The following is a 14,278-nucleotide window of genomic DNA, read 5'->3' on the forward strand; positions in this document are numbered from 1 at the left end:
TCACGATAGCGAAGGGGTACGACAGCCGGCGTCCGGATCGCGGATCATGCCGGCGCCTGGCAGGGAAGCGTGTCGCGAAAGCCACTTTCGCGACGCCTGATGTCCCGAAAGTGGCTTTCGCGACACGGGGCCCGATAGCTCAGTGCGCGAGGGAGGCGTCGGAAGCGATCTTCCCCAGCAGCTCCGTGAGCCGCTGGCGCAGCGTCGCCGGGTCCGCGGGGGCGACGGTGATCCAGTCCCGTCCGTCGGAACCGCGGGTGGCCTGGGTGAAGTACCGGCCGGACTGCGTGTCGAACCAGCTCAGCACCGAAGACCGGCTCCGCGTGCCGTGTTTGCTGCGCGCGTTGGCGCCGAACTGGCCACCGCGAAGCCGCGGCTGCGCCTGGAGCCTCGACAGGGCCTTGCGGTCCTCGTCGGACGTCGCCGAGCCGTCGACCTGCGGCTGACGGCGCTGGAGGAAGTCCGCGCCCGAAGCGCCGACAAGCCCGTCGAGCGGGAGGGTGATCGACTTCTCCGTGCCGCGCGAACCCGGCGGCAGCAGGGAGACGATCGCGCTCGCGAGGCCGTCCGGGGCGATCGGGTGGAAGTGGAAACCGCGCGGGTCCTGCACGGTCAGCAGGCCCTGTCCGCCGAGCACCGACGCGACCGCGAGCAGCGGTTCGGTGCCGGGGTTGTTGAGCTGGACGCAGTCCAGGCTCAGGTCCGGCCTCGCGAGGACGCCGAAGTAGTCCTCGATATGCGGCTCGGGGCGTCCGCGCTCGTCGGCGAGACGGCGCTGGTTCAGCGACTGGAGCGTCTGCGTCCGCAGTGCGCCGCGCTCGTCCATCGTCGCCCCGTGCGAGCGGAGCCGCAGCGGGTACGGCAGCTCACCGGCGTTCGCGCTCTCCCACAGGAAGTCCAGCTCGACCGGGGTGAGCAGGTCACCGTTCGCCATCATCCGCCCCTAGTGTCTGTTGGTGAACCCGCGTCCGCGATCGGCGTCGGCAGGACACTGCTTGGTCAGCTGTCTCGCGACCGCGTACAGGGTGTCCTGCCACCGCGATAGCGGGGCCTTCGGCCGGGCGGGTTCACGTGTGGTCGCCCTTCGGCATCCAACTTCGGCTCCGCCGACAGGCTCTCGCACAAGTCAGCGGGCGCGCGGCCGGATCGGCCGCGCGCCCGGTGGGAAACCGCTCTAGCGTTCGTCGTCTTCGGTCCACGCGCCGATGACCGGCGGCGGGGTCGCCTCGTTGGCGCCGAAGGCGTCGTCCGGGTCCGGCTCGATGAGGAACGACGCGTGCGTGTGCTCCTCTTCCTGCTCGGCCTGCGCGCCGTGCGCGCCCATGCCCATGCCGCCGCCCATTCCGTGCATCGGCGGCGTGGCGCCACCGATGGTGCCGCTGGAGGACACGATGCCCTGCTGCGGAACGGCCTGGGACGCGGCGCTCTGCGCGGGCCCGCCCTTCTCGGTCGCGGCGGCGTCGGTGCTGTCGGTGTCCTTGGCGCCGGACTTGTTGCCCTGGCCGAGCGCCTTGGCGCCCGCGTAGCCGAGGCCGCCGCCGAGCGCGGCCGCGGTGAGGGCCTGGCCGAGCCCGTTGCCGCCGCTCGCCGGGGCGTGCGGGGTCATCGGGGCACCGGCGCCGGACGCGACGCCCGCACCCGGCGCGACACCGGCGGCCGGGCTCGCGGCCGGGCTGTAGCCGGCCTGCGAGAACACGCCCGAGTCCGGACCGACGTGGACCGGAGCCGCGCCGCTGCCCTGCGCGCCGTAGCCGTGCGTGCCGGCGAAGACGGGGGTGCCGGAGACGGCGCCGGAGTTGAGGCCCGCGCCGCCGATGTTGCCGACGCCGCTGAACCCGGCGCTGTTGTGCGTCGCGGTCGGCTTCATGCCGAGGGATTCGGGGCCGAAGCTCGGGGTCGAGCTGTCGACCTCGCTCATCTCCTTGGTGTAGGCCTCGAGGAACCTGGCCTGCTCCGCCCGCACTTCCTTGTCCTGGTCGGCGAGGGGCTTCTGGTCGGTGATCATGCCGATCGGGCCCGCCGCCAGCGCCTGGCCCATGGCCTTCTCGGGGCTGTAGTCGGTCGGCTTCGGCATGAGCTTGACCTTGGTGGCGGCGTCGGCCTGCTTCTGCAGCCTGTCCGACATCGTGTGCGCGGCCTCGGACGCCTGCGAACCCGAGTTCGCGATGGCGACCAGCGAACCCTGCGCGGCCGCGGCGCCCTGCCCGATCCAGGCGGCGCCCAGTTCGGAGATCGCGTTGTAGAGGTCGTTCGACGCCTGGCTCAGCTTGGCGCCGTGCGAGCCCCACGACTGGCTGATGGCGGTCGCCGTGCTGGGGTCGTTGCCGATGTTGGCCTGGTTCCACAGGTCCTGGCTGCTCGGCGCGCTCTCCCAGTTCGGCGGGTTCGTGATGGCGCGGTCGGCGCCGATGTCGAACCCGTCGGAGCGGCCGCGCGCGGACGACACGATGTTCGCGGCTTCCGAGTTGTCGCCGAGCTGCACCGGGGTGCCGCTGGTGTTGCTCTCGCCGTAAGAGTCGGCGCTGTGCTTCGGTGGCATGGCTTTCTGACTCCCCCTCAGACGTTACGGAACGGCTCGGCCGCGGCCTGGTCGATCTCGTGGTAGCGGGCCATCGCGGTCACGATGCCGGACTCGGCGGCCTCGTACTGCTGGAAAAGGTTCTGGAGCGCGGCCGCGTACGAGTCGCCGCCGCCGTCGGCACGGTTCGCCACCTTCGCGGCGATCGCGTTGCCGACCGGGTTGTTGCCCAGCTTCGGCGCCTGCCCGAGGTCGCCGGCCCGCTGCAGGAGGGCCTCGATGGCGTCCTTGCCGGTGCGGATCTTGTTCAGGACGGTCTGGGCCGCGTCAGGGTCGATCCCGACCTGACCCTGGGCCGCGGCGTTCTTGAACGCGTTCGCGTCCGCCAAGCTGTTCCCCATCTGAGCTCTCTCCGTTTCCCCCGGGCCAGGCCACGACGGCTGCGTGGCAAAGGTCTTCGCATAGGTTAACGCACTCGATCGCAGCCTATGACGCGTTCTCCGTGCTCAGGGTTCCGTATTCCCGCACACCCGGGCAAGCGGTTCTCAGGACGTGTAGACGTGGGGATCCAGAGTTCCGATGTAGGGCAGGTCCCGGTAACGCTCCGCGTAGTCCAGGCCGTATCCGACTACGAATTCGTTGGGAATGTCGAACCCGATGTACTTGACCGGTACGTCGACCTTGACCGCCTCCGGCTTGCGCAGGAGCGAGACGACCTCGAGCGAAGCGGGGTTCCGGCTCGCGAGGTTCTTCAGCAGCCAGGACAGGGTCAGCCCGGAGTCGACGATGTCCTCGACGATGAGCACGTCGCGGCCGGCGATGTCGCGGTCGAGGTCCTTGAGGATCCGCACCACGCCGGACGACGACGTCGCCGAGCCGTAGGAGGAGACCGCCATGAACTCGAGCTGGGAGGGAAGGGGGAGCGCCCTGGCGAAGTCGGTCATGAACATCACCGCGCCCTTGAGCACGCCGACGAGCAGGAGGTCTCCCTGCCCGGAGCCGGGGCCGTCGGCCGGATAGTCCGCTGCGACCTTGGCCGCCAGTTCGGCGATCTTGTCGTTGATCTGCTGCTCGGTGACGAGCACGGAGGCGATCTCGCCTTCGTACACGGGACGATCCCCTCTAGGTGGTGGACTGGGGTGCTTCGGCTGAGCCTTTTCGCGGAGCCGGGTCGTGTCGATGGATGGTCACGATACGCGTGAACCCGCCACGGCCGGAGGCCCCGCTATCGCGGTGGCGGGACACCCGATCCACCTCCGGGAGGTGGACGACCAGGCAGCGACACCGTGAGCCTGCCATGCGCCCGCGCGGCCACCAAGTCGCCGGGTAGCCAGACCCCGCCCTGACCCCGCCAGTTCCCCACCAGCGCGTCGACCGAGCGCAGGTGGGCGTCGGTGAGTTCGCGGACGCCGGAGTCCAGCAGCCACCTGCGGAGGACGCGTCGCCGCAGCGCGGGCGGTGCGGCGGCGAGCACCGCGACGTCGAGCCCTTCGCCGGTGAAGGCGCGCAGGTGGACCTCGTCCGCGAGTGTGTCCAACGCCTCGGTGTCCTCGCGCAGTTGCGCCGCCGTGCGGGCGAGCGACGCTGCGACACCGCCGGACAGCACATCCTCCAGAAGGGGCAGTACTTCGGTCCGTAACCGGACACGGGTGAAGCGCGGGTCTTCGTTGTGCGGGTCCTGCCACGGGTCGACGCCGAGCGCCCGGCACGCCTGCCGCGTGGTGGCGCGGGTGACGCCGAGCAGCGGCCGTCCCCATGGCGGGTCGTGCGGGCGCATCCCGGCCAGCGAACGCGGCCCGGAACCCCGGCCGAGGCCGAGCAGGACGGTTTCGGCCTGGTCGTCGAGGGTGTGGCCGAGCAGGACGACGCCGCGTCCATCGGGCAGCGCCGAACGCAAAGCGCCGTAACGGGCCCGGCGGGCCGCCGCTTCCGGTCCGCCCGCGCCCTCGACGCGCACCTTCAGGACTTCGGCCGTGTCGGCGCCCAGTTCCCGCGCCGTGTTCGCGGCTCGGGCGGCGGTTTCGGCGGAACCCTCCTGGAGGCCGTGGTCGACGACGAGCGCCCGCACCTTCAGCCCGGCACGCGACCCCACGAACGCCGCCGCTTCGGCCAGCGCCAAGGAGTCCGCGCCGCCGGAGACCGCGACACAGATCTCGTCGGCGGCCCCTGACGAGGCCAGGAAGTCCCGCACGGCCGTCCGCACGGCCGCGATCGCCGGATCCGGTCCGCTCACCCGTGCAGTCGCCGCACCCAGGCCGCCGGATCGCTGATCTCGGCCCTGGTCGGCAGCGTGTTCGGCGACGTCCAGACCGCGTTGAAGCCGTCCATGCCGACGGCGTCGACGACGTGCTTGGTGAACTTCGCGCCCTGTTCGTACTGGCGCAGCTTCGCGTCCACGCCGAGGAGGCTGCGCAGCACGCGGTCGATCAGGCCGCCGCCCTTGCGCCGGGCGGTGAACCGCGAGCGGATCAGCTCGACACTCGGCACGACCTGCGGCCCGACGGCGTCCATCACGAAGTCGGCGTGCCCCTCCAGCAGGGTGGACAGCGCCAGCAGCCGGTCGAACACCGCTCGCTCGCCCGGCGACTGCAGGAGTTCGGCGAGACCGGCGCCGCCCGCCTTGCCCTTGCCGATCTGCTTGATGGTGTCCGGCAGGCGGCCGACCAGATCGCTCAGCCCGTCCGCGTCACGGCCGGCGAGCCCGCCGATCAGGCGCTCGACCTCGTCGGCGAAGTAGTCGCGCAGCCAGGTGACCGCGGTGAACTGCAGCCGGTGGGTGCATTCGTGCAGGCAGACCCACAGCCGGAAGTCGTGCCCCGGCACGTCCATCGCACGCTGGGCGGCGACCACGTTCGGCGCGACGAGCACCAGACGACCGGCGCGGTCCGGCCCGCCGAACGGGTCGTACTGGCCGAGCACGCGGGAAGCCAGGAAGGCGAGCACCAGTCCGGTCTGGACACCCGCGCCGCCGGCCAGCACGGGCGCCAGCGGGCCGCCCTGGGCTTCCGGCAGCGCGCGGCCGGTGAGCGCGTCGAGCCCCGCGGCGGCCGAACGGACCCAGCCGGGTCTGTCGACGACATCGGCGGGCAGCAGCGGCAGATCGAGGCCGAGCCCGGTCAGCTCGCGGACGTGCCCCTCCGCTTCGCCGGTCAGGTCACGGAGATCTGCGACGGCTTCTTCGGCCTCTTCGCGGTCGACCGCCGGACCGCCGCGCACCAGCAGGGCGCCCGTCGAGGCGGCCAGGGACCAGTCGACCATCGAACGTGTCTTGGTCGGCGTTTCCTCAGTCACTCTTATGACGCTACCCGCTGGAAGACCGGATTCCGTCCCGACTTCCTCACGCTCCGATTCCGGTCGCTCACCGGAGCCGGACGGCGGAGCAGGTGCGAACGAACGAAGACCGACCGACTACGACGTGAACCCGCCCTGGCGACGCGATCGCCGGGTTCACCGAAATCATCGGCAGCCGCACTTGTGCAGCGTCGCCGCGACGACGTCGAGCGCGGCCCTGCCCTTGTTCTGGTCCGAACCGGACGACATCAGCGCGAACACCAGCATCCGGCCGTCGGTGTCCAGCACAACGCCGGCCAGGGTGTTCACGCCGGACAGCGTCCCGGTCTTGCCGCGAACCCAGCCGCGGCCAGCGGCCGACGCCGGATCGCCGTAGCGCTTCTCGAGCGTCCCGCTGCCGCCCGCGACGGGAAGACCGGCCAGCAGGGGCCGCAGTTTGGGCGTCCTCGGATCCTTGCCGTCCGGCGCCGCCGCGACCGCGAGGATCTCGCTGAGCACCTTGGCCGGGATCTTGTTCTGGTCGGACAGCCCGCTGCCGTCGTTGATCTGCACGCCGGTGAGGTCGAACCCGGCCTCCTTGAGCACGTTCATCGTCGCGGTCGCGCCGCCGGTGAACGACGCCTCGGCGCCCTTCGCGAGCGCGAGCTGGCGGGCGAGGACGTCGGCCATCAGGTTGTCCGAAAGCTGCATCAGCGAGTTGGCGAACTCCGCGAGCGGCTGGGACTTGACCTCGCCCAGCACCTTCGCGTCCTTCGGCGCCGTCGTCGTACCGCCGGCTTGGGCTTCGAGCTTGCCCGCGATCTTCTGGGTCAGCGCGGCCGCCGGGTTCGCGACGCGGGGCGAGTGGTCGTTCTTCGGGTCGGTGCGGCCGCCGTCGGCCATGACGGGGAGGACCGGCGCCATGTACGTGTTCCCGGCGGCGGTGTCCTCCGGGTCCCAGCCCTTCGCGGACGTCGGTCCCTTGAAGAGGCTGATGTCCAGCTGGACCTTGGAGATCTTGCCGCCTCCGGCCTTCTTGACCTGGGCGACGAGGTCGTCGACGTGGGCCGCGCCCGGGTACAGCGGCGAGTCCGTGCCCAGCGGCAGCGAGGTCAGCGACGGGTCGCCGCCCGCGACGAGGACGACCGTGCCCGGCTCCGCGCCCTGGACGATCTTCGTCGAGAACTGCGTCCCGTGGTCCATCGACAGCAGAGCGGCCGCGACGACGAGGATCTTCGTGGTCGACGCCGGGGTCAGCGGGGTGCCGGAGTTCTTGTCCCACAGGACTTCACCGGACGCCGCGTCCACGACGGTGCCGGTGAGCGTGCCCAGGTCCGGGGAACCGGCGGGGCCCGCCAACGCGGCCGCGAGCCCTTCCTTCGTCGGCCCGGCGCCGTTGATGTCCGGCCCGTGCAGGACGCGGGTGACCCCGGCGGGTTTGGGGATCTCGCCCTTCGGCGCGTTCGGCGCCCAGGGCAGGCCGAGGCGGTTCGACACCTTCGGCATCGCGGCGGCGCCGCCCATCCCGGCGAGCAGCAGGACGACGACCAGGGTCGTGATCAGCAGGGCCTTGCGCTTGCGTTTCGGCTTCGGCGCGGGCGCGGCCTCGGTCTCGGCGGCCGGGGGTTCCTGGGACGGCGGCTCGGGCCGCTGGATCCCGACGGTCGCTTCGGCGTCGAAGCGCTCTTCGGCGGGCTCGATGCGGACCGGGCGGGCGTGCATGCTCGCGGACGGGACCGGCGCGGGCGCCGGCGGCTCGACCCGCGTCGGCTCGGGGCGGCGCGGGGGCTCGGGTTTCGGCTCGGGTTCAGGGGGCTCGGCGACCCGATCGAACTGGTCCCAGTCCGGTTTGTCGGTCGGCTGCGGCTGGACGGGCTGCACGAAGACCGTCTTCGGCGCTTCGGGTTCCTTCGGCTCGACCGGCGTCACCGGTTCGAACGCGGACCACTTCGGGGTCGGGGTCTCCGGGACGTCCGGTTCCTCCTCGACCTCGACGACCGGCTCGAACCAGGAGCCACTTTCGGGTGTGACCTTCGGCACTGACAGCTCTTCGGTCTTGCCGTTCGCCATCCCCGACATGGGCAGCCACATCGTGGCCTCGCCCTCCCCCTTGGCGGCCTTGGGCTCGGCGGATGAGGTGTCCTTGTCGTCCGACGGCCACCTCGGGGCATCGTTTTCCGGCACTCAACGCTCCTTCATCCACCGTCCGGGGAAGGGGCCAAGCTCACATACGACCACATCGATGCGACCACCCGGGACCCCGTGGTCCACACTAGTGAAGACAAGACCATGAACTCGGTGAGCCGTCCGCGACGGCGGGGCGTACCAAAGACGAGAGCAGCGAGGCCGGCGTGGAATTCGACGTCACTATCGAAATCCCCAAGGGGGAGCGCAACAAGTACGAGGTGGACCACAAGACCGGTCGGATCAAACTCGACCGGACGCTGTTCACCGCCACGCAGTACCCCGCCGACTACGGGTTCATCGACGACACCCTCGGCCAGGACGGCGACCCGCTCGACGTGCTGGTGCTCGTCCAGGAGCCGACGTTCCCGGGCTGCCTGATCCGCTGCCGCGCGATCGGCATGTTCCGGATGACCGACGAGAAGGGCCCGGACGACAAGGTCCTCGCGGTGCCGACGAACGACCCGCGGCTGGAGCACCTGCGCGACATCCACCACCTGAACGAGTTCCACAAGCTCGAGATCCAGCACTTCTTCGAGGTGTACAAGGACCTGGAGCCGGGCAAGAGCGTCGAGGGTTCGAGCTGGGTCGGGCGCTCCGAGGCCGAGGCCGAGATCAAGCGTTCGCTCGACCGCGAGACCGACCGGCTGGCCAAGGAGGCCATCGACGGTCCGGCGGCTCACTAGTCGTTCAAGCGCCGAAGGGGCCCTTCACCGCACGGGATGCGGTGAAGGGCCCCTTCGCGTCTGGGGAGTGCCGGTGCCGCGTGGGTCGAGGTGGTCGTGAGTGGCGATTCGGGTTAGAACCCGAATCGCCACTCACGACCCACCGGACGCACCTGCCTAGGCCGAGTAGCCCGGGATCGGGAACGGCGCCAGGAACTCGCGGATCTCGGCGGCGATGGTGTCCAAAGCGGACTGTTCCTCGCCGGCCGCCGCGGTGATCGTGCGGTCGATCCACTCCGCGACCTGTGTCTGGTGCTCCGGCTTGAGCCCGCGCGTGGTGATCGCGGAGGTGCCGAGCCGGATTCCGGACGGGTCGAACGGCTTGCGCGGATCGAACGGCACGGTGTTGTAGTTGAGCTCGATACCGGCGCGGTCCAGCGCCTGTGCGGCGGGCTTGCCGGGCACGTTCTTGTTCGTCAGGTCGATCAGCAGCAGGTGGTTGTCGGTGCCGCCGGACACGAGGTCGTAACCGCGCTCCACCAGCGCCTCCGCCAGCGCCCGCGCGTTCGCGACGATCGTGTGCGCGTACTCGGAGAATTCCGGCTTCTGCGCCTCGCCCAGCGCGACGGCGATCGCGGCGGTTGTGTGGTTGTGCGGGCCGCCCTGCAGCCCCGGGAACACCGCCTTGTCGACGGCCTTCGCGTGGTCGGCGTCGGAAAGGATCATCGCGCCACGGGGACCGCGCAGCGTCTTGTGCGTGGTCGTGGTGATGACCTGCGCGTGCCCGACCGGCGACGGGTGCGCGCCACCGGCGACGAGCCCGGCGATATGCGCGATGTCGGCGACCAGGACGGCGTCGACCTCGCGGGCGATCTCCGCGAACGCCGGGAAGTCGATGGTGCGCGGGATCGCGGTGCCACCCGCGAAGATCAGCTTCGGCCGGTGCTTCAGCGCGAGTTCGCGGACCTGGTCGAGGTCGACGCGGCCGGTCTCCTTGCGGACGCCGTAGCGGACCGGGGTGAACCACTTGCCGGTCGCGGACACGCTCCAGCCGTGCGTGAGGTGGCCGCCGTCCGGCAGCGCCATGCCGAGCACGGTGTCGCCCGGCTGGGCGAACGCGAGGTACACCGCCAGGTTCGCCGGGGAGCCGGAGTACGGCTGCACGTTCGCGTGGTCGACGCCGAAGACGGCCTTCGCGCGCTCGATTGCGAGGTTCTCGACCTGGTCGATGAGCTGCTGGCCCTCGTAGTACCGCTTGCCGGCGTAGCCCTCGGAGTACTTGTTGGTGAGGACGGTGCCCGTCGCCTCCAGTACGGCCTGTGAGACGTAGTTCTCGGACGCGATCAGGCGGATCTTGTCGTGCTGGCGTTTCGCCTCGTCCTCCACGAGCCCCGCGATCTGCGGGTCGGCGGCGGCGAGCGCGGAAAGTTCGGGCTGGTGTGTCATCGGACGTACTCCTGCCAGAGACGGCCGGACCCAGGCGCGCGGTACCGGCCTCGTCGTCGCTTCCCGGTGGTGCTCCACCTCAAATGGCGCCAGTCGCTGGTGCGGACCAGACTAGAGCACTCCGCCGGAGCGGGCCTCGGCGTGCGGACGATGCGCGGCGCACCATCGGCGGCTGCATCCGGCCGTGCGATCACAGAACGCCCGCGCGCAGACGACGCAGCGTTTGAGCCGCCGCCAGCCGCCGAACGCGACCAGTTCCGCCAGCCCGGAGGCGCCCGCGACCAGGTCACCGCAGCCCGGCCACGACGCCACCTGCACCAGACGCCAGCCGTTCGCGACTTCGACGAGCCGGGGCGAGGCGCCGGTCCCGGCGAGGATCCGGTTGAGCCGGCCGGCGGCGGCGTGTTCGTCCGGCAGTGCCGAAAAGACTTCGACTAGCCGCGGATTCCCTTGCGCCAGCAGCCTTTCCGCGACCTCGAGCGCCGGGTCGAGGTCGCGGAACGGCGGGACGATCACATGCTTGCGCGTCACGGTTCTTCGATCGCGACACCCATCGAGCGGGCCGTGCCCGCGACCGTGCGCATGGCCGCGCCGAGGTCTCCGGTGTTGAGGTCCGGCAGTTTCCGCTCCGCGATGCCGCGCAGCTGTTCCTGGCTCAGCTTCCCGGCGACCTCGTGTCCCGGACGGCTGGATCCCTTGCCGCCCAAGGCCTTCTTGATGAGGAACGACGTCGGAGGGGTCTTCAGCCGAAGTTCGAAGGAGCGGTCCTCGAACACCGACACGACCACCGGGACGATGTCGCCGCGCTGGGCGGCGGTCGCCGCGTCGTAGGCCTTCTTGACCTCGACGAGGTTCACGCCGGTCTGCCCGAGCGTCTTCCCGAGGTCGACCACCGGCGCGTTGCCGGCGGTCAACTCGAGCGTCGCCTGGTGCGTTTTCTTCTTCGACTTCGGTGCCATGCGCCGAAGCTATGATCTCCAGTTACTGGAGAGTCAATCGATCGGCTTGACGCTTTCCGCGTGACGGCGCGCCAGCTCCTGGTAGATCGCCGCGTTGTGCTCGACCCAGCCGCGGGCGGTGCCGTCGAGCGGGACGTGCTTCTTCGCCGGGCTGCCCATGGCGACCGTCTCCGGCGGGATGACCATCCCGGGCGTCACCGTGGCGCCGGCCGCGACCAGGGCCTTCGCACCGATCTGCGCCTTGTCGAGCACGGTCGAGCCGTTCCCGATCAGCGCCTGCTCGCCGATCGTGCAGTCGTGCACGAGGCACTGGTGCCCGACGGTGACGTTCTTGCCGACCTCGGTCACGCCGCCGTTGACGTGGATGACCGAGTTGTCCTGGATGTTGGCGCCTTCGCGGATGAGGATCTTCCCGAAGTCGGCGCGCAGTACGGCGCCGTACCAGACGGAGGCGCCCTTTTCGACGACGACGTCGCCGATCAGGGTGGCGGTGGGGGCGATCCACGCTTCGGGATCCACCTGGGGACGGTGTCCCTCGAATTCGAACATCGGCATGCCCCGCACCCTATGCGTCCTAGCGCGTGAAGGCCCCCTTCACGCGGCTGAGCTGAGGGAAGGGGGCCTTCACGCGCTACAGAGGTCAGCCGATGGCGGTGTTCAGCAGGAGGTCCACGGCCTTGTCGTTACGGGTGGTCTCCCGGACGATCACCTCGTCGGGCGGGTAGAAACCGGGGTTCGAGCCCCGCGGGTACATCTCGAAGGTGAAGCTCAGGATCTTGTGGGTGCCCCACATCCAGTCGTCGATCGTCCCGTCCGTGATGTACAGGTCGCTCGACTGCTGCGGCGTGTAGCCGTTGGTCGCCGCCAGCTGACGGCCCACCGTCTGGAACCGCTGCGCTTCCGCGGCGGTCATTCCGGGGGCGGTGTCGTTGTAGGTGAAGCCGAACGGCCACAGCACGAGCTCCGAGTAGGTGTGGAAGTCGATGCTCGCCTTGATCTGCTGGACGCCGCCGATCTTGCGCGAGTTGACGAAGTTCGACACCGCGCGGGTCTCGGGCGCGGAGAACGCCGAGGGGCCGCGGTAGGTCTCGCTGGTCGTCGAGCCCGACGAACCGCCGCAGCAGCCCCAGTTGTAGGCCCAGTTGCGGTTGGGGTCGGTGCCGTTGCCCTGCCGGTTCTTGCGCCAGTACTTGTAGCTGCCGCCGGAGATGTCGTACTCCGAGCCGTCCGGGTTGACGTTCGGGATCACGTAGATCTCGACGCTGTCGACGAAGCGTTTGATCGCCGGGTCGGAGGCGTAGCCCTGGGTGAAGCGGTTCACGATCCGCAGGCACATCTCGGTGGTGAGGTGCTCGCGGGCGTGCTGGTTGCAGGTGAAGAGGACTTCGGGCTCGTTCTCGTCCGTCGCCACGTTGTCGCTGATCTTGAGCAGGTTCAGCGCGCGGCCCTGGTACGAGTTGCCGACGCTGCTCAGCCGCGCGATCGAGCCGAAGTTCGACTGGGCGTTGCGCAGTTCGGTCGTGACCTCGGCGTAGTTGTGGTAGCCGGAGTCCGACGGCGGGAAGTCGTTGATCGCGTTCGTGCCGACCTTCTCCGACCGGTCGACGACGCCGCGCTGCTCGACGCGGTAGCCGAGCGAACGGATCTTCGCCGCGTCCCGCGCCTCGCCGATGACCGTGGTCGTGCCGCCCGCCGAGCCGAGGACGTCGACCCCGAGCCGGGAGATCTGGGTGCGCTGCTGCGAAGTCCCGGTCCCGAAGACCTCGTAGATCTGGACCTGCGCGTCCTCGGCCTGCTGGTCCGCGGTCGCCGGACTCGCGGCGACCGGGATGGTGAACGCCGCGACGGCCGCGATCGCCACGGCCATGCACCGTCTTATGCGCATCGTCGTCTCCTAGCTCTCAGGCAGGGAAGGGGAACCTCACCATGGCCGGAGCGGGAAGGGCGAACAATCCGTAACGGTACGGATCTAATGCGTATTTCTAGCCGTAGTTCGCGAAACAGAGCGCTTCGATGTCGCCACGCAGTGCGGCGAACGGCCGCCGCCGGACGCGCTGCTGGACGATCGCGCCGAGCAGGTAGGACAGCAGCGCCCGCGCCCTGGCCCGCGGGTCTTCGACGTCGAGCGGGGCGAGGAGTTCCGCGAGCAGTTCGGTGATCGACGTCAGCATCACGTCGATGGCCTGAGGATGCTGCGCGCGGCCCGCGGCGATCCAGTACTCGAACCAGAGGAAGGCCGCGTTCGGGCGCCCGGAGAACTCGCCGAGGAAGGCTTCGAGCGCGGCGAAGAGCCGCTCGGACGGGTGATCGTGTTTCGCCGAAATTTTGCGCAAATCGGCGATGAACGTTGTGATGTGCGCCGCCATCGCGCGGTCGATCAGGACGTCGATATCCGCGAAGTAGTAATGAATCGCACTCTTCGTGAGCGGTCCGGCGTCCGCGATCGCGCGCACGGTGCAACCCGCGAGCCCGTCCCTGGCGAGCACGACACGCGCCGCTTCGACGATCTGCTCCTGTTTCTGCAGCTGATTGGGGGAGAGCCGCGCGCTGCGGCCGGGAACGGCGGTCACGAAGTTCCTTACACCAAGTAGTCAGGACGGGAGCCCTGAAGCTTAGGGCAACCGTCCTGGCCGATCACAGCGGGTGAAAAATCTAGGTGGCTAGCCGTCGATCCGTAGCGGACAATGCGCGACATGGTGACCTCAGGGGACAACGGGTTCAGCCCGGCCGCGCGGCGGCAGCTGGAGAAGGAACTCGCCGATCTGCGTGCGCAGCGCGACGCGATGGCGCCGCTCGTCGGTGAGCAGGAACGAACCGGCGACGCGGCCGACCAGGCGGAGGTGCTGGACCGCGCGGAGGCCGCCGCCTACCTCGACCGGCGCATCGCCGACGTCGCGGCGAAGCTCGAACACGGCGGCCGGAACAGCAAGGGCCTGCTCCCCGACGGCACCACCGTCACCCTCAGGTTCGCCGACGGCGACGAAGACGAGCTCCACATCGTCACGATCCCCGGGGAGGACGCGGACGCCTCCACGGTGACCTCGGACAGCCCGCTGGGGCTCGCGCTCGTCGGCGCGAAGGAGGGCGACGAGATCACGTACCGGACGCCGCGTGGCGAGACCAGCGCCACCGTCGTCACGCTGAAGCCGCCTGCCTGACTCGTCCGCGCGTGAAGGCCCCCTTCCCTCGGCTGAGCCGAGGGAAGGGGGCCTTCACGCGCGTTGTCGAGGGGAAGG

The 14,278-nt window shown here is 70.1% G+C and carries 15 protein-coding genes; 2 read left to right on the plus strand and 13 right to left on the minus strand.

Going from position 1 to position 14,278, the window contains the following annotated elements:
* Positions 1–139: 139 nt before the first annotated feature.
* From NQK81_RS22730 to dacB, 7 genes are all read right to left on the minus strand, one after another.
* Complete coding sequence (locus NQK81_RS22730; RefSeq protein WP_126730137.1) at positions 140–934, minus strand: ESX secretion-associated protein EspG; 795 nt, start codon at positions 932–934, stop codon at positions 140–142.
* Positions 935–1,174: 240 nt separating this feature from the next.
* Entirely contained in the window at positions 1,175–2,539 is a 1,365-nt protein-coding gene (locus NQK81_RS22735) for a WXG100 family type VII secretion target (protein ID WP_257483190.1), read from the minus strand.
* A 17-nt stretch (positions 2,540–2,556) separates the two neighbouring features.
* The gene (locus tag NQK81_RS22740) at positions 2,557–2,919 is read right to left on the minus strand and encodes a hypothetical protein (protein WP_125683481.1); all 363 of its coding nucleotides are present in this window, start codon (positions 2,917–2,919) and stop codon (positions 2,557–2,559) included.
* A 144-nt stretch (positions 2,920–3,063) separates the two neighbouring features.
* Complete coding sequence (hpt, locus tag NQK81_RS22745) at positions 3,064–3,627, minus strand: hypoxanthine phosphoribosyltransferase (protein WP_093933323.1); 564 nt, start codon at positions 3,625–3,627, stop codon at positions 3,064–3,066.
* 116 nt (positions 3,628–3,743) lie between these two features.
* Positions 3,744–4,751, minus strand: a complete 1,008-nt coding sequence (gene tilS, locus NQK81_RS22750; RefSeq protein WP_257483191.1) for a tRNA lysidine(34) synthetase TilS — start codon at positions 4,749–4,751, stop codon at positions 3,744–3,746.
* On the minus strand, positions 4,748–5,776 hold the full coding sequence (locus tag NQK81_RS22755) for an Rv3626c family coenzyme F420 biosynthesis-associated protein (RefSeq protein WP_257489818.1): 1,029 nt from the start codon (positions 5,774–5,776) through the stop codon (positions 4,748–4,750). The genes tilS and NQK81_RS22755 overlap by 4 nt, the downstream gene beginning before the upstream one ends.
* Positions 5,777–5,974: 198 nt before the next feature.
* Complete coding sequence (gene dacB, locus NQK81_RS22760; RefSeq protein WP_257483192.1) at positions 5,975–7,972, minus strand: D-alanyl-D-alanine carboxypeptidase/D-alanyl-D-alanine endopeptidase; 1,998 nt, start codon at positions 7,970–7,972, stop codon at positions 5,975–5,977.
* Between the two features lie 167 nt (positions 7,973–8,139).
* Here dacB and NQK81_RS22765 point away from each other — a divergent pair, with 167 nt between their 5' ends.
* A complete protein-coding gene (locus NQK81_RS22765; protein ID WP_034310036.1) occupies positions 8,140–8,658 on the plus strand; it encodes an inorganic diphosphatase in 519 nt (172 codons plus the stop codon).
* Between the two features lie 156 nt (positions 8,659–8,814).
* On the opposite strand, the gene glyA is transcribed toward NQK81_RS22765, so the two are convergent.
* The 6 genes from glyA to NQK81_RS22795 form a co-directional block, all read right to left on the minus strand.
* Positions 8,815–10,083: a serine hydroxymethyltransferase gene (gene glyA / locus NQK81_RS22770; RefSeq protein WP_257483193.1), complete on the minus strand. Its 1,269-nt coding sequence runs from the start codon at positions 10,081–10,083 to the stop codon at positions 8,815–8,817.
* A 111-nt stretch (positions 10,084–10,194) separates the two neighbouring features.
* On the minus strand, positions 10,195–10,614 hold the full coding sequence (locus tag NQK81_RS22775) for a CGNR zinc finger domain-containing protein (RefSeq protein WP_257483194.1): 420 nt from the start codon (positions 10,612–10,614) through the stop codon (positions 10,195–10,197).
* Positions 10,611–11,042, minus strand: a complete 432-nt coding sequence (locus NQK81_RS22780) for an uL11 family ribosomal protein (RefSeq protein WP_192743968.1) — start codon at positions 11,040–11,042, stop codon at positions 10,611–10,613. The genes NQK81_RS22775 and NQK81_RS22780 overlap by 4 nt, the downstream gene beginning before the upstream one ends.
* Positions 11,043–11,075: 33 nt before the next feature.
* Entirely contained in the window at positions 11,076–11,597 is a 522-nt protein-coding gene (locus NQK81_RS22785; protein ID WP_126730126.1) for a gamma carbonic anhydrase family protein, read from the minus strand.
* Between the two features lie 85 nt (positions 11,598–11,682).
* Positions 11,683–12,909: a M14 family metallopeptidase gene (locus NQK81_RS22790; RefSeq protein WP_126730642.1), complete on the minus strand. Its 1,227-nt coding sequence runs from the start codon at positions 12,907–12,909 to the stop codon at positions 11,683–11,685.
* 115 nt (positions 12,910–13,024) lie between these two features.
* The gene (locus NQK81_RS22795; RefSeq protein WP_034310021.1) at positions 13,025–13,612 is read right to left on the minus strand and encodes a TetR/AcrR family transcriptional regulator; all 588 of its coding nucleotides are present in this window, start codon (positions 13,610–13,612) and stop codon (positions 13,025–13,027) included.
* 123 nt (positions 13,613–13,735) lie between these two features.
* Between NQK81_RS22795 and NQK81_RS22800 the strand changes: the two genes are divergently transcribed.
* On the plus strand, positions 13,736–14,200 hold the full coding sequence (locus tag NQK81_RS22800; RefSeq protein WP_034310019.1) for a GreA/GreB family elongation factor: 465 nt from the start codon (positions 13,736–13,738) through the stop codon (positions 14,198–14,200).
* Positions 14,201–14,278: the final 78 nt, after the last annotated feature.

Origin of the sequence: Amycolatopsis roodepoortensis (assembly GCF_024628825.1) — a bacterium.
GTDB lineage: Bacteria > Actinomycetota > Actinomycetes > Mycobacteriales > Pseudonocardiaceae > Amycolatopsis > Amycolatopsis roodepoortensis.